General features: G+C 70.2%; 23 protein-coding genes and 1 riboswitch. Of the genes, 11 read left to right on the top strand and 12 right to left on the bottom strand.

Features of this window, described 5'->3' with window-relative positions:
- Positions 1–303: 303 nt before the first annotated feature.
- On the top strand, positions 304–507 hold the full coding sequence (locus tag DS837_RS14930) for a hypothetical protein (RefSeq protein ID WP_035670647.1): 204 nt from the start codon (positions 304–306) through the stop codon (positions 505–507).
- A gap of 145 nt (positions 508–652) precedes the next feature.
- Here DS837_RS14930 and DS837_RS14925 read toward each other — a convergent pair whose 3' ends face one another.
- Complete coding sequence (locus DS837_RS14925; protein ID WP_149165476.1) at positions 653–1,156, bottom strand: hypothetical protein; 504 nt, start codon at positions 1,154–1,156, stop codon at positions 653–655.
- Positions 1,157–1,249: 93 nt separating this feature from the next.
- Here DS837_RS14925 and DS837_RS14920 point away from each other — a divergent pair, with 93 nt between their 5' ends.
- Positions 1,250–2,146: a DUF1848 domain-containing protein gene (locus tag DS837_RS14920; protein WP_149165475.1), complete on the top strand. Its 897-nt coding sequence runs from the start codon at positions 1,250–1,252 to the stop codon at positions 2,144–2,146.
- Positions 2,147–2,180: 34 nt separating this feature from the next.
- Here DS837_RS14920 and DS837_RS14915 read toward each other — a convergent pair whose 3' ends face one another.
- The 3 genes from DS837_RS14915 to hrcA form a co-directional block, all read right to left on the bottom strand.
- Positions 2,181–2,546, bottom strand: a complete 366-nt coding sequence (locus DS837_RS14915; RefSeq protein ID WP_149165474.1) for a response regulator — start codon at positions 2,544–2,546, stop codon at positions 2,181–2,183.
- Between the two features lie 251 nt (positions 2,547–2,797).
- Positions 2,798–3,406 (bottom strand): nucleotide exchange factor GrpE, encoded by a 609-nt coding sequence (gene grpE / locus DS837_RS14910; RefSeq protein ID WP_149165473.1) that lies wholly within the window; start codon positions 3,404–3,406, stop codon positions 2,798–2,800.
- Positions 3,407–3,470: 64 nt separating this feature from the next.
- Positions 3,471–4,511, bottom strand: a complete 1,041-nt coding sequence (gene hrcA, locus DS837_RS14905; RefSeq protein ID WP_035670634.1) for a heat-inducible transcriptional repressor HrcA — start codon at positions 4,509–4,511, stop codon at positions 3,471–3,473.
- Positions 4,512–4,673: 162 nt separating this feature from the next.
- Here hrcA and rph point away from each other — a divergent pair, with 162 nt between their 5' ends.
- The 5 genes from rph to DS837_RS14880 all read left to right on the top strand — a co-directional run bounded on the left by rph (position 4,674) and on the right by DS837_RS14880 (position 9,694).
- Positions 4,674–5,393 carry a ribonuclease PH gene (gene rph, locus DS837_RS14900; protein ID WP_149165472.1) on the top strand — a complete coding sequence of 240 codons (720 nt, stop codon included), beginning with the start codon at positions 4,674–4,676 and terminating at the stop codon, positions 5,391–5,393.
- Positions 5,394–5,502: 109 nt separating this feature from the next.
- Entirely contained in the window at positions 5,503–6,105 is a 603-nt protein-coding gene (gene rdgB, locus DS837_RS14895) for an RdgB/HAM1 family non-canonical purine NTP pyrophosphatase (protein WP_149165471.1), read from the top strand.
- A 17-nt stretch (positions 6,106–6,122) separates the two neighbouring features.
- A complete protein-coding gene (gene hemW / locus DS837_RS14890) occupies positions 6,123–7,274 on the top strand; it encodes a radical SAM family heme chaperone HemW (RefSeq protein ID WP_211102236.1) in 1,152 nt (383 codons plus the stop codon).
- Positions 7,275–7,463: 189 nt separating this feature from the next.
- Entirely contained in the window at positions 7,464–9,155 is a 1,692-nt protein-coding gene (locus DS837_RS14885) for a methyl-accepting chemotaxis protein (protein WP_149165469.1), read from the top strand.
- A gap of 32 nt (positions 9,156–9,187) precedes the next feature.
- Entirely contained in the window at positions 9,188–9,694 is a 507-nt protein-coding gene (locus DS837_RS14880) for a dihydrofolate reductase (protein WP_149165468.1), read from the top strand.
- A 4-nt stretch (positions 9,695–9,698) separates the two neighbouring features.
- Here DS837_RS14880 and DS837_RS14875 read toward each other — a convergent pair whose 3' ends face one another.
- The gene (locus DS837_RS14875) at positions 9,699–10,550 is read right to left on the bottom strand and encodes a helix-turn-helix transcriptional regulator (protein WP_425599254.1); all 852 of its coding nucleotides are present in this window, start codon (positions 10,548–10,550) and stop codon (positions 9,699–9,701) included.
- Between the two features lie 82 nt (positions 10,551–10,632).
- Here DS837_RS14875 and DS837_RS14870 point away from each other — a divergent pair, with 82 nt between their 5' ends.
- Entirely contained in the window at positions 10,633–11,526 is an 894-nt protein-coding gene (locus DS837_RS14870; protein WP_149165467.1) for an SDR family oxidoreductase, read from the top strand.
- Between the two features lie 237 nt (positions 11,527–11,763).
- On the opposite strand, the gene gshB is transcribed toward DS837_RS14870, so the two are convergent.
- Genes gshB through rsmI form a run of 4 tightly spaced genes read right to left on the bottom strand, consistent with a single transcriptional unit; the run spans position 11,764 to position 14,954 of the window.
- Entirely contained in the window at positions 11,764–12,744 is a 981-nt protein-coding gene (gshB, locus tag DS837_RS14865) for a glutathione synthase (protein WP_149165466.1), read from the bottom strand.
- 36 nt (positions 12,745–12,780) lie between these two features.
- The gene (locus DS837_RS14860) at positions 12,781–13,614 is read right to left on the bottom strand and encodes a SirB1 family protein (RefSeq protein WP_149165465.1); all 834 of its coding nucleotides are present in this window, start codon (positions 13,612–13,614) and stop codon (positions 12,781–12,783) included.
- 33 nt (positions 13,615–13,647) lie between these two features.
- A complete protein-coding gene (locus DS837_RS14855) occupies positions 13,648–14,016 on the bottom strand; it encodes a YraN family protein (RefSeq protein WP_149165464.1) in 369 nt (122 codons plus the stop codon).
- Positions 14,013–14,954, bottom strand: coding sequence for a 16S rRNA (cytidine(1402)-2'-O)-methyltransferase (rsmI, locus tag DS837_RS14850; protein WP_425599253.1), 942 nt, complete (start codon positions 14,952–14,954; stop codon positions 14,013–14,015). The genes DS837_RS14855 and rsmI overlap by 4 nt, the downstream gene beginning before the upstream one ends.
- Between rsmI and DS837_RS14845 the strand changes: the two genes are divergently transcribed.
- A complete protein-coding gene (locus tag DS837_RS14845; RefSeq protein WP_149165462.1) occupies positions 14,948–16,138 on the top strand; it encodes a penicillin-binding protein activator in 1,191 nt (396 codons plus the stop codon). The genes rsmI and DS837_RS14845 overlap by 7 nt on opposite strands.
- Positions 16,139–16,230: 92 nt before the next feature.
- Here DS837_RS14845 and DS837_RS14840 read toward each other — a convergent pair whose 3' ends face one another.
- Positions 16,231–16,746, bottom strand: coding sequence for a phasin family protein (locus DS837_RS14840; RefSeq protein ID WP_149165461.1), 516 nt, complete (start codon positions 16,744–16,746; stop codon positions 16,231–16,233).
- Between the two features lie 111 nt (positions 16,747–16,857).
- Positions 16,858–18,066, bottom strand: a complete 1,209-nt coding sequence (metZ, locus tag DS837_RS14835; RefSeq protein ID WP_149165460.1) for an O-succinylhomoserine sulfhydrylase — start codon at positions 18,064–18,066, stop codon at positions 16,858–16,860.
- Between the two features lie 76 nt (positions 18,067–18,142).
- A riboswitch (SAM riboswitch) is annotated at positions 18,143–18,222 on the bottom strand.
- 163 nt (positions 18,223–18,385) lie between these two features.
- Here metZ and DS837_RS14830 point away from each other — a divergent pair.
- Together DS837_RS14830 and DS837_RS14825 are read left to right on the top strand one after the other, a co-directional pair.
- A complete protein-coding gene (locus DS837_RS14830; protein WP_149165459.1) occupies positions 18,386–18,865 on the top strand; it encodes an STAS domain-containing protein in 480 nt (159 codons plus the stop codon).
- Between the two features lie 75 nt (positions 18,866–18,940).
- Positions 18,941–19,138, top strand: a complete 198-nt coding sequence (locus DS837_RS14825; protein WP_094301330.1) for a hypothetical protein — start codon at positions 18,941–18,943, stop codon at positions 19,136–19,138.
- 256 nt (positions 19,139–19,394) lie between these two features.
- On the opposite strand, the gene mutS is transcribed toward DS837_RS14825, so the two are convergent.
- Complete coding sequence (gene mutS / locus DS837_RS14820) at positions 19,395–22,040, bottom strand: DNA mismatch repair protein MutS (RefSeq protein WP_149165540.1); 2,646 nt, start codon at positions 22,038–22,040, stop codon at positions 19,395–19,397.
- Positions 22,041–22,072 lie beyond the last annotated feature (32 nt).

Below are 22,072 nucleotides of genomic sequence, written 5' to 3'. Positions count from 1 at the left end.
AGCATAAGGCGTGCAACGTCATTCCCTCATCCCGCCAAGACGCCGGAAAGCGCTCTGTTACAGGGCTTTAACACAAGCAAAACCCCGCATCCCAGCCATGTTAACTTTTCATTAACAAGTAATGGTGTGCATTCTTGTGCGCAATCAATTGCCGGTTCCTCCGTTTCTTTGTTGTCTCAAGATTCTAATAGTGGAGATCCGAAGGAAATATGATATATCCCTCCAAGGCAAAGGGGGCCGCTGTTGTTCGCAGGCATGGCTTTCCGAAGCGGGACCGTGTGCAGTATTCCATGGGGGATCAAGATGATGGACGAACGGCGCGACATGGCTCTGGCCATCAAGTCCTGCCTCGACAGCCTTATGGACGACGCGACGAAGTGTGATCTGGACGATCTGGCGCGCTTCATCAGCCTGGCCGCCATGGCGGCGGAGGAAGCGGCCATGGCCTTCGATCCGAAGGCGGCACAGTTGAAGGCCCTGATGTCCGGCGGCGCCGGCCATTGCTGATCGCCCGAACGTTGATTGCCTGAACGTTGATCGCCCGAACCGGCGCGGGAACGCCGGGGATGCCGGGTTCGAACAACCTGGCCGAAAAAGAAAAAGCCGCCCCCGACAGGGCGGCTTCCTTAACGTCCGGGCGCCTCCCAGACGCTCACAAAATCTCCGCCGCGCGGATCGCCCCGTCGAGCAGGGCCAGCGTGCCGGCGCAGGACTCGTCCCCGTCCATGACCATGGGCAGGCGGTAGCTGAACATGGCGGCGGCCGCCTTGCCGTCCCGCTCCGCCCCGACCAGCCACAGGTAATGGGCGTCGGTGCCGCCGTCCTCCTCCGTCATCATCACCGCCTGGGCCAGCACGCCGTCGTCACCCCACGGCTCGACGATCCGGTCGCTGGCCCGCGGGTCGTCGGGGCGCACGAAGCGCAGCGCCATCTCGCGCAGCACCGCCACGGCGCCGTCCGGCCCGTCCTTGGGCGCCACCCGGTCGGTGACCAGCCGCAGCACGCCGCCCGCCGGGGCCGGGGGATGAAAGGCGGCCACGGCATGACCCTCATGCTCCTCCACCTCCGGGCGCCAGCCGTCCGGCAGCCGGAACCGCACCAGCCCTTCCCATTCCACGCTATGGCCCACGCTGTGGCCGTCCTGTCCGCCCGTCACGGCATCCTCCCCTGATCCTGTGCCGGCACTTTAGGCCGAAGCGCCGGCGAATCCAGCCTTGATCGCGGCCCGCCGAGCCACCATGGTTCGGCGATGATCGTTTCCGCCAGCTACAAGACGGACATCCCCGCCTTTTACGGGCGCTGGTTCCTGAACCGGCTGGAGGCCGGGCACTGCCGCATGGTCAACCCCTATGGCGGCCAGACCTACCGCATCGGCCTGACCCGCGCGGAGGTCGACGGCTTCGTCTTCTGGACCAAGAATCTCGGCCCCTTCCTTCCGGCGCTGGAGGAGGTGTCGGAGCGCGGCTTTCCCTTCGTCGTCCAGTACAGCGTCACCGGCCTGCCGGGTGCGCTGGAACGCTCCGTCCCCGACGCGGAGCGCGCGGTGGAGCATATGGCCCGGCTGCGCGACCGCTGGGGGCCGCGCGCCGCCGTCTGGCGCTACGACCCCATCGTGATGGCGCCCATGGTGAAGGCAGACGCAACGCCGCCGTCCTGGCACCGCGCGACCTTTGCCCGGCTGGCCGGCCGGATGCGCGGCCTGACCGACGAGGCGGTGGTGTCCTTCCTCCAGCCCTACCGCAAGACGGCGCGCAACCTGGACGCCGCCGGTGTGCCCTGGCGCGACCCGGCCCCGGAGGAGAAGCGCGCCCTGCTGGCCGATCTGGCCGAAATCGCCGCGGAGCACGGCATGGCGCTGACGCTGTGCACCCAGCCGGAGCTGGCCGGCATCCCCGGAACGGCGCCGGCCCGCTGCGTCGACGCGCAACGGCTGTCCGACGTCGCCGGGCGGCCCGTCGCGGCCAAGGAGAAGGGCAACCGCCCCGGCTGCCTGTGCGCGGAAAGCCGCGACATCGGGGATTACGACACCTGTCCGCACGGCTGCGTCTATTGCTACGCCGTCGCCAACCGCAACACGGCGCAGCGGCGCTTCGCCGCCCACGATCCGGCGGGGGAGTTCCTGTTCACGCGGGAGCGGGCGGGATAAGGCCCCCCGGCCCGCCGTCTCGACGCCTTCCCGGTTACGGGCAGACCTTCTTCACGGTCTCGACCAGCTTGTCCGGGTTGAAGGGCTTGACCAGCCAGCCGGTGGCCCCGGCCTCGCGGCCGGCGGTCTTCTTGGCGGGATCGGCCTCGGTGGTCAGCAGCAGGACGGGGGTCGCGCGGTTGAGCGCGCTGCCGCGGATGGCCCGGGTCAAGGCCAGACCGTCCATGCCCGGCATGTTCAGGTCGGTGATGATGCAGTCGAACTTCTGCCGGTTGACCTCCGCCAGACCGGCGCTGCCGTCCGCCGCCTCGGTGACGCCGTAGCCGGCGTTGCGCAGCGTGAAGGCGACCATGTCGCGGATGGTCTTGGAGTCGTCGACGGTCAGGATGGTCTTGGCCACGGGTCCGGTTCCCTGAATGAGCGGCGGCCTGGAACAGGCGGTTCATTGTGCGCCGCGATAATCCCAGATGCGAATAGGGGCCAGATGCGAATAGGGGATTGATCCGCCCGGCGCAAGTTCTTCGGTATCTTAGGATCAGCGGAAGGACGGCACCCGTTCGAAAAGGAGCGGCGCGGCAAGCCGAAGCCCCCGCGCCGCAAGACGTGCCGCCTGCCGTCCGGAGGAAGGTCAGGCCATCCTCCGGAGGACGATCAGGCTTTCGTATCGACGTGCTGGCCGCCCATTTCGTGAGGACCGGCCTTGGCGACGCCCACCATGGCCTCGCGCAGCAGGCGGCCATGGATGGTGTAGCCGGGCTGGAGAACCTGCACGACGGTGCCGGCAGGCTTGCCAGTGCTCTCGATCTCGAACATCACCTGATGGAAGTTCGGGTCGAACAGCTCGCCGGTCGGGTCGATCTTTTTGATGCCCGCGCGCTCGAAGGCGGAGATGAGCTGGCGCTCCGTCGCCTCCACGCCGACGGAGAGGCTCTTCAGCACGTCGTCGTTCTCGCGGCCCTCGGCGGGGACGGCCTCCAGCGCGCGGCGCAGGTTGTCGGCCACCGTCACCAGCTCCTTGGCGAAGCTGGACACGGCGAACTTGCTGGCGTCCTCACGGTCGCGCTGGGCGCGGCGGCGGGTGTTCTCCACCTCGGCCATCTGGCGCAGGAGCTGGTCCTTCAGGCTGGCGACCTCGGCCTCAAGCTGGGCCACGCGATCCCCGGCACCGGCGTCCGCGGCCTTGTCCTGGGCGGACTTGTCCTGGACGGCTTCGGTCTGCTCCACCTCGGCTTCGGCGGGCTTGTTCTGCTCTTCGCTCATGGCTCTCTCGTTGTCGTCTTGGGTCGTCGTCTGGTGGGAAATGGGTGAAGCATTGCCAAGGGCGTCACCCGACAAGGCGGCTGATGACCTTGGCTGTATAATCCACAAGCGGGATGATCCGGGCATAATTGATGCGGGTCGGGCCGATCACGCCGATGGCGCCGATCACCTGCTCGCGGCTGTTCTGGAACGGCGAGATGATCAGCGAACAGCCGGAATGGCCGAACAGCACATTCTCCGCGCCGATGAAGATCTGCACCCCGTCGCCCTTCCCGGTGGCGTCGAGCAGGCGCAGCATGGTCTCCTTGGTCTCCAGCGCCTCGAACAGGGCGCGCACGCGCTCCAGGTCCGACAGGGCGGTGACGTCCTCCAGCAGCTTCGCCTGGCCGCGCACGATGAGCTGGCCGCTGTTCTGCCCGCCGCTGCCCGCCCAGGTGGCGAGGCCGGCGGAGACCACACGCTGCGACAATTCGTCCAGCTCGGTCTTCTGGTCCTCGATCTCGCGCAGCACGGCCTGCCGCGCCTCGTCCAGCGTGCGGCCGACCAGCTTCGCGCTGAGGAAGTTGGAGACCATCTGCAGCGTCGCGGCGGGCACGCCGACCGGCACCTCGATGACGCGGTTCTCGACCAGCCCGTCCTCGTTGACCAGCACGACCAGCGCCCGGCCGGGGGCCAGCGAGACGAACTCGATGTGCTTCAGCGGCCGGTCGGTCTTCGGCGCCACCACCAGCCCGGCGCAGTGCGACAGGCCGGACAGCAGGGTGGAGGCCTCGCCCAGCACGTCCTGCAGCGACCGCCCGGAGGAGGCGCATTTGGCCTCGATGGAGCCGCGCTCGTCCTCGCTCAGGCTGCCGATCTCCAGCAGGCCGTTGACGAACAGGCGCAGCCCCGCCTCGGTCGGGATGCGGCCGGCGGAGGTGTGGGGGGCGTAGAGCAGCCCCTGCTCCTCCAGGTCGGCCATGACGTTGCGGATGGTCGCGGGCGACAGGGCCATGCCGAGCCTCCGCGAGATCGTGCGCGAGCCCACCGGCTCGCCGGTCGCCACATAGGCGTCGACAATCAGCCGGAAGATCTCGCGGGACCGTTGGTTCAGCTCGGTGATCATGCGGGGCGGGGACCGGACGATGCTGTTGAAGCGCGGAGGCGGCGTCCCGAATTTAGGCAGGTGTCCGCGCCGAATCAACGTGCGCCCCGGTTGCGCGCTGGACGGCGGGGGCAGCGGGCGCTAGCTTGCCGCCGATTTCAACAGATTTGCGGATCATGCCCGATGCGTCCCTCCGGCCGCGCCCACGACCAGTTGCGCACCATTTCCCTTGAGCCCCATTTCAGCAAGCACGCCGAGGGGTCCTGCCTGGTGCGTTTCGGCGACACGCACGTCCTGTGCACCGCCAGCGTGGACGAGGGCGTTCCGCGCTTCCTGAAGAACACCGGCCTCGGCTGGGTCACCGCCGAATACGGCATGCTGCCGCGCTCCACCCACAGCCGCACCGACCGCGAGGCCGCCAAGGGCAAGCAGTCGGGCCGCACCCAGGAGATCCAGCGCCTGATCGGCCGCGCGCTGCGCGCCGTCACCGACCGCGCCGCCATGGGCGAGAAGCAGATCAAGATCGACTGCGACGTCATCCAGGCCGACGGCGGCACCCGCACCGCCGCCATCACCGGCAGCTTCGTCGCCCTGCATCTCGCCTTCCAGCATCTGATGCAGATCGGCGCCCTGAAGACCATGCCGCTGACCGACCATGTCGCCGCCGTCTCCTGCGGCATCTACAAGAACACCAGCGTCCTCGACCTCGACTACGCCGAGGATTCGACCGCCCAGGCCGACGCCAACTTCGTGCTGACCGGCAATGGCGGCATCGTCGAGGTCCAGGGCACCGCCGAGGAACGTCCCTTCAGCGAGCCGCAGTTCATGGAACTGCTGGCGCTGGCCCGCAAGGGCATCAACGAGCTGGTGGCCTTGCAGAAGGCGGCGATCGCGGTGAAGTAAAGGCGCGGCTGCGCGTTGCCCCCACCCTCCCGCTTCGCGGGTCCCCCCTCCCCCGCCCAGCGGAGGAGGGTCGGGGTGGGGGCAACGGTCTGTGACAGAAGGAACTCCCATGACCACGCCTCCCCGCCGCTTCACGGGCGGCACGCTGGTGATCGCCAGCCACAACAAGGGCAAGGTCCGCGAGATCGCGGCGCTGCTCGGCCCCTACGCCGCCTCCTTCGTGTCCGCGGGCGAGCTTGGCCTGCCCGAGCCGGAGGAGACGGGAACCACCTTCGTCGCGAACGCCGAGCTGAAGGCTCTGGCCGCCGCCAAGGCCGGCCACGTCGCGCTGGCCGACGACAGCGGGATGGTGGTGCCGGCGCTGAACGGCGACCCCGGCATCTACTCCGCCCGCTGGGCCGGGCCGGCCAAGGATTTCCAGATGGCCATGGGCAAGGTCGAGGACGGGTTGAAGGGCCAGACCGACCGCCGCGCCTGGTTCGTCTGCGCCCTGTCGCTCGCCTGGCCGGACGGCCATGTCGAGACGGTGGAGGGCCGCTGCCCCGGCACGCTGGTCTGGCCGCCGCGCGGCGCGCATGGTTTCGGTTACGATCCGATGTTCAGGCCGGACGGCCACGACATCACCTTCGGCGAGATGGACCCGGCCAGGAAGCATGAGATGAGCCACCGGGCCGACGCCTTCCGCCAGCTTGTGGAGCGGTGCTTCAAGTGACCCCAATCCCTGAATCCATGGGGCCTGGCTTCGGGATCTACATCCACTGGCCCTTCTGCAAGGCGAAGTGCCCGTACTGCGACTTCAACAGCCACGTCCGCGACCGGGTCGAGCATGACCGCTGGCGCGCCGCGCTGGTGCGGGAGCTGGATCATTACGCGGACGCAACGCCCGGCCGCCGGGTCACCTCGGTCTTCTTCGGGGGTGGCACGCCGTCGCTGATGGAGCCGGCGACCGTCGGCGCCGTGCTGGAGCGCATCGCCGCCCGCTGGACGGTGGGCGACGATCTGGAGGTGTCGCTGGAGGCCAACCCGACCTCGGTCGAGGCCGACAAGTTCCGCGCCTTCCGCGCCGCCGGAGTCAACCGCCTGTCGATGGGCATCCAGGCGCTGGACGACGCCGCGCTGAAGTTCCTCGGCCGCCAGCACAGCGCGGCCGAGGCGACCGGCGCCATCGCGCTGGCCGCCCGGACCTTCCCCCGCTTCAGCTTCGACCTGATCTACGCCCGTCCCGGCCAGTCCGTCGCGGCGTGGGAGGCGGAGCTGACCCGCGCGCTGGACCACGCGGTCGGCCATCTGTCGGTCTATCAGCTGACCATCGAGGAGGGCACGGCCTTCTTCCCCCTGCACGCGCGGGGCGATCTGGTGCTGCCCGACGAGGATCTGGCCGGCGACCTCTACGAGGCGACGCAGAGCCTGCTCGACCGCGCCGGGCTGCCCGCCTACGAGATTTCCAACCACGCCCGCCCCGGCGAGGAGAGCCGCCACAACCTGACCTACTGGCGCTACGGCGATTACGTGGGCGTCGGCCCCGGCGCCCATGGCCGGCTGACCCTGGACGGCGAGAAGTTCGCCACCCGCGCCCACCGCGCCCCGGAAATCTGGCTGGAGCGGGTGGAGCGCGACGGCCACGGCGCCGCCGCCCCCGAACCGGTCGCCCGCGAGTCGCGCGGGTCGGAGCTGCTGATGATGGGGCTGCGCCTGCGCGAGGGGGTGGCCCGCGCCCGGCTGGTCGAGGAGACCGGCCGCGACCTCGACGGGCTGGTCGATCCCGCGGCGCTGGAGCGTCTGGTGACCGGCGGTTTCCTGGAGGTCGGCAAGGACACGTTGCGCGCCACCCACGAGGGACGGCAGCGGTTGAACGCCGTGCTGGGGGCTCTTCTCGCCTGACCGCAGGAATACCCGGAAACGTGGTGTGACAAAGGCGCCCACTCCCCGGCGCGCCCCGCATTCTTATACGTCCGTTTATAAGTTTCCTGTGACTGTCGGTCATCCTTGAAGTCCTGGCGAAGGACAAGGGCAAACAATCGCCGCTTGCCGGGACACAGGGCAGGGCAGACAGTTTCAGGCAGACATCCCATGATCCTCACGAGGCTTTCCATTCGGGCCAAGCTGTGGGCGCTCGTCGTCGCGGCTTCGGTCGCATCCTTCGCCATCGCCGGCGCCGGCCTTTATCTCAATTACAGCCGTATGCACGCCGACCGGCTGGAAACGCTGCACAGCATCGTGGAGACCGGGGTCACCCTGGCCGCCACGCTGGAGGCGGACGCCGCCGCCGGCAAGATCACCCGCGACGAGGCGCAGGCCCGCTTCAAGGCCGCGGTGGCCGGCATCCGCTACGCCGGCGGCAAGGAGTATCTCTTCGCCCACACCATGGACGGCTACGGCTTCGCCCACGTCAACGCCAAGCTGATCGGCGCCGACGTCAAGCCGCTGAAGTCGGCCAACGGCGTCCACATGATCGTGGAGTTCATCCGCATGGTCCGCGCCAGCGGCGACGGCCTGCTGGAATACGACTGGCCGCGCACGGTCGGCGGCAGCGATCTGGCGGTGAAGCTGGGTTATGTCCGCGGCTTCGAACCGTGGAACATCTTCATCGGCACCGGCATCTTCATCGACGACATCCGGGCCGCCTTCCTGGACCAGCTGCGGACGCTGGCCTTCGTCATCCTGGCGCTGGCGGTGCCGGCCGTCGGCCTGATCGCCTGGGTCGGCACCGACATCAGCCGGGTGCTGCGCGGGCTGGGCGCCAAGATGCGCTCGCTGGCCGACGGCGACCTGTCCACCCGCTTTCCGGAGGCCGAGCGCGGCGACGAGATCGGCGCCATGGCCAAGGCCGTGCTGGTCTTCCAGAACAACGCCCGCGACAAGCAGCGGCTGGAGGCCGAGCAGGCCGCGTCGGCCCAGCGCGCCGAGGAGGACAAGCACCGCGCCATGCTGGCGCTGGCCGCCAGTTTCGAGCAGAGCATCGGCGCCGTCGTCCGCACCGTGTCCGACGCGGCGGCGACGATGGAGGAGCGCGCGGCCGAGATGAGCCGCGCCGCCGCCCAGACCGACGAGCTGGCGACCTCGGTCGCCGCGGCGACGGAGCAGACCTCCGCCAACGTGCAGACCGTGGCCGCCGCGTCGGAGGAGCTGGCCGGCTCGATCCAGGAGATCAGCCGTCAGGTCGCCGAGTCGTCGCGCATCGCCGGCGAGGCGGTGACCCTCAGCGGCCGGGCCAACGACAAGGTCGGCGGGCTGGCCGAGGCGGTGCAGAAGATCGGCGCGGTCGTCCAGCTCATCAACGACATCGCCAGCCAGACCAACCTTTTGGCGCTCAACGCCACCATCGAGGCGGCGCGCGCCGGAGAGGCCGGCAAGGGCTTCGCCGTGGTGGCGAGCGAGGTCAAGGCGCTGGCCAACCAGACCGCCAAGGCCACGGAGGAAATCGCCGCCCAGGTCGCCAACATCCAGTCCGTGACCGGCGACGCGGTCGGCGAGATCCAGGGCGTGACCCAGGTGATCCTTCGGGTGAACGAGATCGCGACCTCCATCGCCTCGGCGGTCGAGGAGCAGGGGGCGGCCACCCGCGAGATCAGCCGCAACGTCCAGGAAGCGGCGGGCGGCACCCAGGAGGTGTCGGCCAACATCACCGGCGTCACCGGTGCGGCGACCCAGAGCGGCGCCACCGCCCGCGACGTGCTGGAGATGTCGCGCCAGCTCGGCCACCAGCTCGACACGCTGCACCGCGAGGTCGGGGGCTTCCTCCAGCAGCTTCGCGCGGCGTAAGGTGGGGTGAACGGTCCGGGAGAGGGGTTGGGATGCGCATCAGTCTGGTGGTGGCCGCCGCGCGCAACGGCGTGATCGGCCGCGACGGCACCCTGCCCTGGTCCCTGCCCGGCGACCTGAAGCGCTTCCGGGAGCTGACCATGGGCAAGCCGGTCCTGATGGGCCGGCGCACCTGGGAGTCGCTCCCCCGCAAGCCCCTGCCCGGCCGCGACAACCTCGTGGTCAGCCGCAGCGCCCCGCCGGGCGAGCGGGACGGGGCGCGCTGGTTCGGCGGCCTCGACGCGGCGCTGGACTGGTGCCGCGGCCGCGGCGTCCCGGAGGTCGCCGTGATCGGCGGCGCCGAGCTGTTCCGCGAAACCCTGCCGCTCGCCGACCTCGTCCACCTGACCCGCGTCGAGCGGGATGTGGAAGGCGACACCGTCATGCCGCCGCTGGGGCCGGAGTGGGTGGAGACGGAGCGCGGCCCGCTGCTGACCGAGAACGGGCTGGATTACCGGTACGTGGACCTCGCACGGTGCCCCATCAGCGCCGGCCCGTGACGGGTCAGGCCAGCAGCGCCCGCACCCGCTCGGCGTCCTCAGGGGTTGCCGGGTTGTAGACGAGCATCGTCAGGTCCGGCCGGCCGTCCACGGCGAAGGCCGAATATTCCAGCTCCAGGGTGCCCAGCGTGGGGTGGCGCAGACGTTTGACGCCCTCCCCGAAATGGCTCACGTCGTTCGCGGTCCACAGGGCGGCGAATTCCGGGCTCTGGCGCGACAGATCCTCGACCAGCGCCCGCACCGCGTCGTCAGCACCGGCGCGCGCCGCGTCGGCGCGGAAGGCGCCGACGACGAAGCGCGCCACGCCCTCCCAATCGAACTGGGCGGCCCGCACGCGCGGATCGCAGAAGATCAGCCGCAGGATGTTGCGCCGGGACGCCGGCAGCGCGCCGTAGTCGGTCAGCACCGCGGCGGCGGCGCGGTTCCAGGCGACGACGTCCCAGGTCGCCGTCTTGATCAGGGCCGGGCTGGGGTTCAGCGCGTCCAGCACCCGCTGCAGGCGCGGCGTGACCGCCTCCCCCACCGGACAGCGCAGCGTCGGCAAGCGGTTGAGGCCGAGGAGGAAGAGATGCTCGCGCTCGGCGTCGGTGAGCATCAGGGCGCGGGCGATGCGCTCCAGCACGTCGGCGGACGGCGCTCCGCCGCGCCCCTGCTCCAGCCAGGTGTACCAGGTGGTGCTGATGTTCGCGCGCTGGGCCACCTCCTCGCGGCGCAGGCCACGGGTGCGCCGACGCTCCGCCGAAAAGCCGAAGGCCGCGGGATCGAGCTTCGCCCGGCGATCCTTCAGATAGGCGCCCAGCCTGCTTTCCCCCGATCCGTTCTCCGCCATGGCGCGCCGGCCCGTCCTGTTGGTCATTATACCCCGATAACGTCACGACTTTACCAGGATAAGCCCCACACCGACAGTGGCCTCCAACCCTGACCGGAAGAGGTTTCCCATGCGTGTCTTCGTCACCGGCGCCACCGGCTTCGTCGGTTCGGCCATCGTCCAGGAGCTGCTCGCCAACGGGCACCGCGTTCTCGGCCTCGCCCGCTCCGACGCGGCGGCGGCATCCCTCGCCGCGGCCGGCGCGGAGGTCCACCGCGGCTCCCTCGACGACCTCGAAAGCCTGCGCGCCGGTGTGTCCGCGGCCGACGGCGTGATCCACACCGCCTTCAACCATGATTTTTCGCGCTTCGCCGACAACTGCCGGGAGGACCATCGGGCGATCCTGGCGCTGGGCGAAGCGCTGGAGGGCAGCGACCGCCCTCTGCTGGTGACGGCCGGCGCGGTCGTGGACGCGCGCGGGCCGGTGGCGGTCGAGAGCGATCCGCACCGGCCACCGTCCGACGCCCTGCCCCGCCGGACCGAACTCGCCGCCGCGGAACTGGCCGCCCGTGGCATTCGGGTCAGCGTCGTGCGCCTGCCGCCCTCGACCCACGGCGTGGGCGACCATGGCTTCGCGCGCATCCTGCACGACATCGCCCGCCGGACCGGCGTCTCGGCCTTCATCGGCGACGGTGGGAACCGCTGGGCGGCGGTGCACCGCCGGGATGCGGCGCGGCTGTACCGGCTGGCCCTGGAGGGCGGCGCCCAGGGCGGCCCGTTCCACGCCATCGCTGAGGAGGGCGTGCCGTTGCGCCGCGTCGCCGAAGCCATCGGCGCGCGGCTGGGCCTGCCGGTGGTGTCGAAGACGCCGGACGAGGCCGCCGCCCACTTCGGGTGGTTCGCCTTCTTCGCCGGCGTCGATTGCCCGACCTCCAGCGCCCACACCCGCGCCCTGCTGGGGTGGGAGCCGCGCGAGACCGGCCTCGTCGCCGACCTTGGCCAGTCCGGCTACTTCACCGAGTGACCGGCCGGCGGGGGGCGCATAGGTGCCAACTCACGGTATGAAAGCAGTTTCCGACACACGACCGCTTTGCTTTTCGTCACCCCCGCGAAGGCGGGGGTCCAGGAAACCTCGCAGACAAGTGCATGAACAGGCTGGATTCCCGCTTTCGCGGGAATGACGGGTGAAGAGAGATCACGGCGGTGGGATAATGAACGGAATCGACAAAGCCGGCGACCAGGGTGCCGGGGGCTCCGGCCCTCAGGCCTCCTTGTTCTCGCCCGTGTTCTCGCCCTTGTTCTCCCGGTGGCGGCGCTCGATGGCGTCCCACAGGGTGGCCTCCAGCGCCGACCCGTCGAGCCGGTTGATCTCCTGGATGCCGGTGGGCGAGGTCACGTTGATCTCGGTCATGTAGTCGCCGATCACGTCGATCCCGACGAAGACCAGACCCTTCGCGCGCAGCACCGGGCCGATGGCCTTGCAGATCTCCTGCTCACGCGGGGTCAGCTCGGTCTTCTTGGCGCTGCCGCCGGCGTGGAAGTTGGCGCGCGCCTCGCCCTCCTGGGGCATGCGGCTGACGGCGCCGGCGGGCTCGCCGTCGATCAGGATGATGCGCTTGTCGCCCTGGCGGATCTCCGGCAGGTACTTCTGCACGATCACCGGCTCGCGGTAGAGCTGGGTGAACAGCTCCAGCAGCGAGCCCAGATTCTCGTCGTCCGGCTTCAGGTGGAAGACGCCGGCCCCGCCGTTGCCGAACAGCGGCTTGACGATGATGTCCTTGTGCTGCGCCCGGAAGTCCAGGACGGCCTGCTTGTCGCTGGTGATCAGCGTCGGCGGCATCAGGTCGGGGAAATGGGTGACGAACAGCTTCTCCGGCGCGTTGCGCACCTCCGCCGGGTCGTTCAGCACCAGCACCTTGGGCTGGATGTGCTCCAGCATGTGGGTGGCGGTGATGTAGGCCATGTCGAAGGGCGGGTCCTGGCGCATCAGCACCACGTCCATGGTCGACAGGTCGACGATCCGCGGCTCGCCCAGCGTGTAATGGGCGCCCTTCTGGCGGACCACGGTCATCGCGCGCACACGGGCGGTCAGGACGTTGCCGGTCAGGCTGAGGTCGCGCGGGTGGTAGTGGTAGAGCGTGTGCCCGCGCTTCTGCGCCTCAAGCGCCATCATGAAGCTCGAGTCGGTGTCGATGTTGATGGACTCGATGGGGTCCATCTGGAAGGCGACGGCGAGGCTCATCCTGCGGGTCTCCGAAACGGGCTTTTGAAAGTGGGATCAGTTCAGTTGGTTCTTGAGCTGCTGGATCAGCGCGGCGACCTGATGGCGGTGCCGTTCGCTGGCGGTCAGCTCCAGGAAGCTTTCCAGCGCGGCGATGGCGGCGGCGAGGTTGCCGTTGTGGGCCTCCAGAAGGCCGGTCTCCCGCCACAGCGACGCCTCGGCCGGGGCGAACAGCCGCATCGCCTCCAGCACCTCCAGCGCGCGCGGCACGTCGCGGGCGGAGAGGTGGCGCAGCTTGATGTTGTTCTGGAGCCGCAGCAGGATCTCGCGGTTGGACACCGTCTGGTAATGGCCGGGCTCCAGCTCCGCGGCGCTGCCGGCGGTGGCCTTCAGCAGGTCGCGCAGGTCCACGGCGCTGCGCACCTGCCCCTCGTTGAAGGGGTCGAGGATGGCGCGGGCGCCGTCGGCCTCCAGCCGCACCAGGAAATGGCCGGGGAAGTTCAGCCCCAGCATCGTCCAGCCCTGCGAGCGGGCGGCGTGCAGATACAGGATGCCCAGCGCCACCGGCAGGCCGCGGCGGCGGTCGATGACGCGGAGCAGGTTGGCGTTCTGCAGGTCGTCGTAGGTTTCCTGGTCGCCGGCGTAGCCGTGCCGCTCCACGATGACCTCGTGCAGCCAGGAGATGCGGGCCTCCAGCCCGTCGAGGGTGGGCGAGACGCGCTCCGCCAGATCGTGGGCGATGTCGGCGAGGTGGCGGCGGTAGTCGGCCAGCGCGGCGCCCGGCACCTCCAGCGCGCCCAGCGCCAGGGCGGCTTCGGCCAGATCGATCTGCTCGTCCGGCTGCTGCCCCACGCGGCGCAGGATGTCACGGGCCTCGGCGCGGCTGGTCACGGGCGGCGTCCTTCCTCTTCTTCAGCCTTCGCGTCAGGCCCGCCACGCGTCCGGCACGTGGCGCGGCCAGGACCAAGGGGTAACGAGCATGACGTCGAAGCGCAAGACATAGCCGGCATACTGCGGGTTGGCCCCCAGATAGGCGTGGGCGGCGCGGGCGAGGCGGCCCCGCTGGCGGGCGTTGACCGCCTCGTTCGCGGTGTCCCAGTCGCCGCGGGCCTTGACCTCGACGATCGCCAGAGTGTCGCCCCGCCGGGCCACGATGTCGATCTCTCCCATGGGTGTGCGCAGGCGGCTTTCCAGGATGCGGTAACCCTTCAGCCGCAGCGCCAGCCGGCAGAGCTGCTCGGCATAGCGGCCGTAACTCTCCGCTCGGCGGCGCAGCGCGCCCGGCGCGCTCATGGTTTCCCCTCCCGCGCCAGCTCCAGCGCGCGGGCGTAGACGGCGCGCTTGTTCTGGCCGGTGCGGGCGGCCACGTCGGCGGCGGCGTCGCGGACCGACAGGCGGGTCAGCGCCTCGCGCAGAAGGGCGTCCACGTCGGCCTCGGTCGGGGTGGCCTCCTCGCCGGGCGGGCCGATGACCAGCACGACCTCGCCCTTCGGCGGGCCGGCCTCGGCGTAATGGGCGGCCAGCTCCGGCAGGGTGCCGCGCCGCACCTCCTCGTAGAGCTTGGTCAGTTCCCGCGCCACCGCGGCCTCCCGCGCGCCGAGGATGTCGGCGAGGTCGGCCAGCGACTCGGGCAGGCGCTGCGGCGACTCGAAGAAGACCAGCGTGGCGGGAACGGTCTTCAGTTCCCCGGCGGTGGCGCGCCGGGCGCTGCTCTTGTTGGGCAGGAAACCGGCGAACAGGAAGCGGTCGGTCGGCAGGCCGGACAGCACCAGCGCCACCAGCGGGGCGGAGGCGCCGGGCAGCGTGGTGACCGCCACCCCCTCCGCCACGCACTCCCGCACCAGCTTGTAGCCGGGGTCGGAGACCAGCGGCGTGCCGGCGTCGGTGACCAGCGCGATGGATTCGCCCGCTTTCATGCGGCCGATGAGGACCGGACGCATCTTCGCCGCGTTGTGTTCGTGATAGGAGACGAAGGGCGTGTGGATGCCATGGATGCCCATCAGCTTCGCCGTCACCCGCGTGTCCTCGCAGGCGATGGCATCGGCGCGGCGCAGCGTGTCGAGCGCGCGCAGCGTGATGTCGGCGGCGTTGCCGATGGGGGTGGCGACCACATAAAGGCCGGCGCCGAGTTTACTTGCGGCCCTCGGCTCGCTACCTTCAGCGTCACCAGAGACGCCGGGCCCGGAAACGGGCTCGGGCGCCGGACCGGATGTGGAGATCGTTGGTGGCACGCTTGACGACACCTTTCTCGCGCGCTTGGGGGCAGCAGGCTGCCGCCGCCCTGTTGGTCGTTGGCACGCTTTCGGCCTGCTCGACTGTAAAGGCCCCGGCGCCGCCGACTCAAGCGCCGCAAGCGCCCGTCGCCGCCGTTCCGGCCGCCCCGCAGACCTTGAAGGTGGCGATCCTGCTGCCGCTGTCCGGGTCCAGCGCCGCCATCGGGCAGGCCATGCTGGAGTCGGCGCAGATGGCGCTGTTCGATCTGGCCGGCGACCGCTTCGAGCTGCTGCCCCGCGACACCAAGGGCACGCCCACCGGCGCCGCCGACGCGGCGCGGCAGGCGATCGCCGAGGGGGCGAGCCTGATCCTCGGCCCGCTGTTCGCCGCCGACGTGGCGGCGGTGAAGCCGGTCGCCCAGTCCGCGGGCGTGGACGTGCTGGCCTTCACCAACGACTGGACCCAGGCCGGCAACGGCACCTATGTGCTGGGCTTCGTGCCCGCCGATCAGGTGACCCGCGTGATCGGCTTCGCCCGCTCGCGCGGTGCGACGCGCTACGTCGCGCTGGCCCCGCGCACCGCCTATGGCGACGCCGTGGTCAACGCCGTGCAGACCGCCTCGCGCCAGTTCGGCGGGCAGGTGGCGCAGGTCGAGCGCTACGACCCGGTGGTGACCGACCTCGCCCAGCCGGCCCGGCAGGTGACCCAGGCCGGCGTGCAGCCGCAGGCGGTCATGCTGGCCGAAGGCGGCCCGCGCGCCCAGGGTCTGGCGGCGGCGCTGTCGGCCAATGGGCTGAACACCCAGCAGGTCAAGCTGCTCGGCACCGGCCTGTGGGACGAGCCCGGCCTGGGCCAGGAACCCGCCCTGGCCGGCGCCTGGTTCGCCGCCCCGGCCCCGCAGAGCCGCGCCGACTTCGAAGCGCGCTTCGAGAGGACCTATGGGCGCAAGCCGCCGCGCATCGCCACCCTGTCCTACGACGCCACGGCCATCGCCGCGGTGTTGGCCAAGATGCCCGACCCGTCGGGCCGCTTCGACCGCGCGGCGCTGAACAACCCCAACGGCTTCGAAGGCATGGACGGCATCTTCCGCCTGCGCGCGGACGGCGTCGTGGAGCGCGGTCTGGCCGTTCTGGAGGTCACCCCCGGCGGCCCCCGCGTGCTCGATCCCGCCCCATCCAGCTTCGAAGTGCTGGGGCAGTGATCGCAAAGCGCTGAAACAGAAAGGTCTTTAACCACAAGGGCACAAAAGCACGAAGGAGTTCGTGTCTTTGTGCCTTCGTGGTGAACCGCAAACTATCCGTGCTGCTTCGCCAGACGACGGGCGTTGGCGCGGACGGTGCGGTAGGCGGGGGTCATGCCCGCATGGGTCAGAGCCGTGGCCGACTCGACCATGTAAAGCGCGGCGTGGATGCCGGCCTCGACCGTCTCGGTGACGGTACGGCGCTGCAGCTCCATCAAATCGGCGGGGTTGCGGCACTGGCCGAGGCCGGTCACCATCACCATGGCGGCCTGAAGCTGGCCCTGCATCAGGGTCATCCAGGCCTGCTGCATCTCGCCGATGCCCTTGGCGACGGCGTGGGTGGCCTCCACCATCGCCTCCACCTTCTCGGAGCCCATGCGGACGAACTCCGGGTTGGCGAGGTCGATGGGGTTGTTCATGGCCGCCGCCATCATCGCGGTGCGGTAGCCGATCGTCTGGGCCGCCGCCACCCCCATCTCGCCCGTCTTGACGCCGGTCCGGGTCAGATCGCCCGCCACCGTCAGAAAGCGTTGCGTCGGTTCGCCGTTGCCGGCCTTGCGTCTCGCCATTCGCTCCACCTCACCAAAGGACCCTACCGGACCAAAAGCCCCGGCCGGGTCGAAAAAACCGTGACCCGGACGCCAACGCTGCACTGCAGCATTTGGTTCCGGGTCCAGTCTTTACAGGGAAGCGAGCGCGCGGTCGAGATCTTCAACGATGTCCTGGGCGTCCTCCAGCCCAACGGACAGGCGGAGCAGGTTCGGACGGATGTTCGCCGCCGCCTTCTCCTCCACCGTCAGCTTGGAATGGGTGGTGGTGTCGGGGTGGGTGACCAGGCTCTTGGAGTCGCCCAGATTGTTGGAGATCAGCACCATCCGCAGGTCGTTCAGGGCGCGGAAGGCCTCCTCCTTGCCGCCCTTCAGGAAGATCGACAGCATGGTGCCGCCGCCGGTCATCTGGCTGCGGCAAAGGTCATGCTGCGGGTGGCTGGCCAGACCCGGATAGAGCACCCGCTCCACCTTCGCGTGGCCTTCCAGGAACTCCGCCACCGTCAGGGCCGACGCGCTCTGCGCCGACACGCGCAGTTCCAGCGTCTCCAGCCCCTTCAGGAGAAGCCAGGCGTTGAAGGGGGAAATGGTCGGGCCGGTGTGGCGCAGGTAGGGGTGGATCACGTCCGACCCGTACTGCTTGTCGCTGGTCAGGATGATGCCGCCCAGACAGCGGCCCTGGCCGTCGATGTGCTTGGTCGCCGAATAGACGACGACGTCGGCCCCCATCTCGAACGGGCGCTGCAGCACCGGCGTGGCGAAGGCGTTGTCCACCACCACCTTGGCCCCGGCCTTGTGGGCGAGGGCGCTGACCGCGCGCAGGTCGACGACCTCCAGCCCCGGATTGCTGGGCGTCTCCAGGAAGACGACCTTGGTCGGCTTGGCCAGCGCCTCTTCCCACTGGGACAGGTCGGTGCCGTCGACGAAGACCGCCTCGACCCCGAAGCGGGCCGACAGCTCCTTGATCACCCAGTAGCAGGAGATGAACAGCGAGCGCGGCGCCACGATGCGGTCGCCGGTGCGCAGGTTCGACCACAGGGCGGCGTGCACCGCGGCCATGCCGCTGGTGGTGGCGTAGGCCCAGGCGGCCCCCTCGTACTCGCACAGCCGGTCCTCGAACATCGCCGTGGTCGGGTTGCGGAAGCGCGAATAGACGTGGCGGGAGCCGTCGTTGACGAAGGCGCTCTCCGCCTCTTCCGCCGAGCCGTAGACGAAGCCGGAGGTCTGGTAGAGCGCCTCGCAGGTCTCGTCGAAGGACGAGCGGCGGACGCCGCCATGGACCAGACGGGAACGCGGGCGAAGCCCCGCGACGTTCGGATTGCGATGATCGGTGCGCGCCATGGCCGCTTTGTCTCCTCTGTCCGCCGGCGGGGCAGACCGGCACAACAAAAAACGCCCCGACCGATCGGGTCGAGGCGCGGACGCGGCTCGGACCTTTTTAGCGGGTTGTTTTACGTGGCCCGCAAGCCGGTCGACCAAATCACCACGTGCCCTCGCTTTTAGGACCGCCGCGGCGCGCCGTCAAGGGACAAGGAAGCCGTGACAAAAAGAGGCCGCCCTGCGTCAACATCGCGCAGCACCCGATGCCGCCGCCCGCTTGCCCCGCGAAGCCCCGGCACCGGATCATGGCCGCAAGGCGTCGGGAAGGGGGGTAGGGGTCGTGCAGTATCGCAAGGAGCAGGAGCGGCACTTCGCCCGTCTGGTGCTCACCGGCCGCTTCACCAGCCAGGACGCCGCTCCGGTGCGGCAGGCGATCGCCGACGTGAAGGGCGGGACGGAGCGCCGTCATCTCCTCGACCTGACCGGGCTGGAGTTCATCGACAGCGCCGGCATCGGCCTGCTGCTGGTGATGAACGGCGAGGCCCTGTCGGCGGGCAAGGCGCTGTCCCTGCTCTGCGCGTCCGGGCAGGTGCGCAAGGTGGTGGACCTGACCCGCATCGCCATGATCATCCCGGTGCACGAGACCGTGGCTGACTATCTCGCAGCCAGCGTGCCCGAGGCCCTGCTGGCCGCCACCCATCCCTGCGCGCCGGGCGAGGACCCGATGGCCGTCGCCGTCCGCGCGCTTCACGCCAAACCGGTCCTGCCGCCCGCGATCGTACCGCCGGACTCGCTCGGTCGGGGCGGCGCTTCCGGGTAGGCCGCTCGCAGCGCGGGCGCAGGCTTCCCATCTGAAGCACCGGACAGAGTCCGTTCCGCGTTGGGGAGGCACCGAATGGTTCATCTGCACAAGTCGCTGGAATCCGAAGCGTCGAAGGCCGCCGAGCGGGAGGGCCGTTCGCTCGACCAATTCGTGAACGAGGCGGTGGAGGAGAAGCTGCGCCACGCGCAACGCCCCGCCACCCAACGCCACGTTACCCCTATCCATGACCGCGGCGCCCCGCTGGACGAGGACGCCGTGGAACGGGCGTGATCCTGACCGGTGGGATCAACGCCATCGCATTTGGCGTCCCAACCCTCTCCCGCCCCGGGAGAGGGTGCCCGCGCAGCGGGCTCTCGCGCTGGCTGAAAGCCAGCGCTGACGCGGCAGGCGGACCTTCGGTCCGCCGAGAGCGGGTGAGGGTCGCACGAGGATCAGCGCACCAATCCTTGGCAGCACCCTCACCCTTCCCACGCTTCGCGCGGGCCCCTTCCCTCTCCCGGGGCGGGAGAGGGGGTATCGTTTCCGTTCAGAGAAGCAGGCCTCTCAGACGGTACAACTCGTCGAGCGCCTGACGCGGCGTCAGGCTGTCCGGGTCGATGGACTTCAGCGCCTCCTCCACCCGCGACGGTTCCAGCGGAGCGGCGGGCGCCGACACCGCGGGGGCCGGCGGCGGGCGCTTCAGGGCGGCGCTGAACAGCGGCAGGTCCTCGGCCAGACGGTGGATGGCCGCGTTCTGGTCGCCCGATTCCAGGATGGTCAGCACCTCCTCGGCGCGGCCCACCACGGCGCCGGGCAGGCCGGCGAGCTTCGCCACATGGATGCCGTAGCTGCGGTCCGCCGCCCCCGCCGTCACCTCGTGCAGGAAGACGACGTCGCCCTGCCATTCCTTGATGCGCATGGTGTGGCAGGACAGGCCCGGCAGCTTGCCGGCCAGCATGGTCAGCTCGTGGTAGTGGGTGGCGAACAGCGCGCGGCAGCGGTTGACGTCGTGCAGATGCTCAACGCAGGCCCAGGCGATCGACAGGCCGTCGAAGGTCGCGGTGCCGCGCCCGATCTCGTCCAGGATGACCAGCGCGCGGTCGCCGGACTGGTTCAGGATGGCCGCCGTCTCCACCATCTCCACCATGAAGGTGGAGCGGCCGCGCGCCAGATCGTCGGCGGCACCCACGCGGCTGTAGAGCCGGTCCACCACCCCGATGTGCGCGCTCTCCGCCGGTACGAAGCCGCCCATCTGGGCCAGCACGGCGATCAGCGCGTTCTGGCGCAGGAAGGTGGACTTACCCGCCATGTTCGGGCCGGTCAGCAGCCACAGCCGGTTGTCCGGGGCGAGGTCGCAGTCGTTGGCGACGAAGGGCCCGGCGTTGCCGGCGTCGAGCACCGCCTCCACCACCGGGTGCCGCCCGCCCTTGATCGAGAAGGCGAGGCTGCCGTCCACCACCGGCCGGCGGTAGCGCCGCTCCGCCGCCAGCTCGGCCAACGAGGCGGCGACGTCGAGCGCGGCCAGCGCGTGGGCGGCCTGGGCGATGGCCTCGGCGCGGCTGGTCACCTCCTCCACGAGGTCGTTGAACAGCTCCAGCTCCACGGCCAGCGCCTTGTCGGCCGCCTCGGAGATGCGGCGCTCCAGGTCCGACAGCTCCACCGTGCCGAAGCGCACGGCGTTCGCCATGGTCTGGCGGTGCAGGAAGACCTCGCGCCCCTTCTCGGACATCAGCTTGTCCGCGTGGGTCGCCGTCACCTCGATGTGATAGCCCAGCACGTTGTTGTGCTTGATTTTCAGCGCCGGCACCCCGGCGATGCCGGCGTATTTGACCTGAAGCCCGGCGATCAGCCGCCGGCTCTCGTCGCGCAGGGTCACCAGCTCGTCAAGCGCGTAGGAATAGTCGCGCGCGATGAAGCCGCCGTCGCGGGCGAGCAGCGGCAGCTCCGGCGCCAGCGCCTGGGTCAACTGATTGACCAGCTCGCTGTGCTCGCCCAGCCCCTTGGTCACGGCGCCCAGCCCGTCGGGCAGCGGGCCGCCGGGATGGCCGTTGAGCAGCAGGCGGATGGCCGAGGCCTGGGCCAGACCGTCGCGCACGGCCGCGAGGTCGCGCGGGCCGCCGCGCCCCAGCGTCAGGCGGGACAGGGCACGCTCCAGGTCCGGGCAGCGGCGCAGCGCCTCGCGCAGGTCGCCACGCAGCCGCTCCTCGTTCAGCGCGAACTCGACCATGTCGAGCCGCTTGGCGATGGCCGCGGGGTTGGTCAGCGGCGCCGAGAGCTGGGCGGCGAGCAGACGCGCCCCCGCCCCGGTCACCGTGCGGTCGATGGTGGCGAGCAGGCTGCCGCGCCGGTCGCCGGTCAGGGTGCGGGTCAGCTCCAGGTTGCGGCGGGTCGCCGCGTCGATCTCCATGACGGCGCCGGGGCCGAGTCGGCGCGGCGGCGACAGGCGCGGCACGCGGCCCTTCTGCGTCAGCTCCACATAGGCGACCAGGGCGCCGGCCGCCGCCACCTCGGCGCGGGAGAATTGCCCATAGGCGTCCAGCGTGCCGACGCCGTAGAGGGTGAGCAGCCGCTGCCGCCCGTTCTCGCTGTCGAAACGCGGGGTCGGCTGCACGGTCAGGCGCGATTTCCATTCGCCCCACAGCTCGTACAGGTCGGGGCTCTGGCACAGCTTCTCGGAGACCAGCACCTCCTGCGGGTCGAGGCGTCCGAGCGCGGCGCCCAGCCCGGCGCGCTCCACCGGCTGCACGACCAGTTCGCCGGTGGACAGCTCCAGCCAGGCCAGCCCGAGGCCGCCCGCCGCCTCCGCCACCGCGGCCAGCCAGTTGGAGGCGCGGGAGTCGAGCAGGCTGTCCTCGGTCAGCGTGCCGGGGGTGACGATGCGGATGACGCCGCGCTTCACCACCGACTTGGAACCGCGCTTCTTGGCCTCCGCCGGGTCCTCCATCTGCTCGCAGATGGCGACGCGGAAGCCCTGGCGGATCAGGCGCTGGAGGTAGGATTCATGGCTGTGGACCGGGACGCCGCACATCGGGATGTCCTCGCCCAGATGCTGGCCGCGCTTGGTCAGCGCGATGTCCAGCGTCCGGGCGGCGTTCACCGCGTCCTCGAAGAACATCTCGTAGAAATCGCCCATCCGGTAGAACAGCAGGCAGTCGGGATGGGCCTGCTTGATCTCCAGATACTGCGCCATCATCGGGGTGGCGTCCGGGGGAATGGTGGCGGGTG

Source organism: Azospirillum brasilense (genome assembly GCF_008365405.1).
Taxonomy (GTDB): domain Bacteria; phylum Pseudomonadota; class Alphaproteobacteria; order Azospirillales; family Azospirillaceae; genus Azospirillum; species Azospirillum brasilense_D.
The sequence above is the reverse complement of the archived record's forward strand: the minus strand, read 5'-3'. Positions and strand labels throughout refer to the sequence as shown.

Coding starts and splice junctions, on each gene's coding strand:
- DS837_RS14930 (WP_035670647.1), top strand. CDS start 304: ATGATGGACGAACGGCGCGACATGGCTCTGGCCATCAAGTCCTGCCTC.
- DS837_RS14920 (WP_149165475.1), top strand. CDS start 1,250: ATGATCGTTTCCGCCAGCTACAAGACGGACATCCCCGCCTTTTACGGG.
- grpE (WP_149165473.1), bottom strand. CDS start 3,406: ATGAGCGAAGAGCAGAACAAGCCCGCCGAAGCCGAGGTGGAGCAGACC.
- hrcA (WP_035670634.1), bottom strand. CDS start 4,511: ATGATCACCGAGCTGAACCAACGGTCCCGCGAGATCTTCCGGCTGATT.
- rph (WP_149165472.1), top strand. CDS start 4,674: ATGCGTCCCTCCGGCCGCGCCCACGACCAGTTGCGCACCATTTCCCTT.
- rdgB (WP_149165471.1), top strand. CDS start 5,503: ATGACCACGCCTCCCCGCCGCTTCACGGGCGGCACGCTGGTGATCGCC.
- hemW (WP_211102236.1), top strand. CDS start 6,123: ATGGGGCCTGGCTTCGGGATCTACATCCACTGGCCCTTCTGCAAGGCG.
- DS837_RS14885 (WP_149165469.1), top strand. CDS start 7,464: ATGATCCTCACGAGGCTTTCCATTCGGGCCAAGCTGTGGGCGCTCGTC.
- DS837_RS14880 (WP_149165468.1), top strand. CDS start 9,188: ATGCGCATCAGTCTGGTGGTGGCCGCCGCGCGCAACGGCGTGATCGGC.
- DS837_RS14875 (WP_425599254.1), bottom strand. CDS start 10,550: ATGACCAACAGGACGGGCCGGCGCGCCATGGCGGAGAACGGATCGGGG.
- DS837_RS14870 (WP_149165467.1), top strand. CDS start 10,633: ATGCGTGTCTTCGTCACCGGCGCCACCGGCTTCGTCGGTTCGGCCATC.
- gshB (WP_149165466.1), bottom strand. CDS start 12,744: ATGAGCCTCGCCGTCGCCTTCCAGATGGACCCCATCGAGTCCATCAAC.
- DS837_RS14855 (WP_149165464.1), bottom strand. CDS start 14,016: ATGAGCGCGCCGGGCGCGCTGCGCCGCCGAGCGGAGAGTTACGGCCGC.
- DS837_RS14840 (WP_149165461.1), bottom strand. CDS start 16,746: ATGGCGAGACGCAAGGCCGGCAACGGCGAACCGACGCAACGCTTTCTG.
- metZ (WP_149165460.1), bottom strand. CDS start 18,066: ATGGCGCGCACCGATCATCGCAATCCGAACGTCGCGGGGCTTCGCCCG.
- DS837_RS14825 (WP_094301330.1), top strand. CDS start 18,941: ATGGTTCATCTGCACAAGTCGCTGGAATCCGAAGCGTCGAAGGCCGCC.
- mutS (WP_149165540.1), bottom strand. CDS start 22,040: ATGATGGCGCAGTATCTGGAGATCAAGCAGGCCCATCCCGACTGCCTG.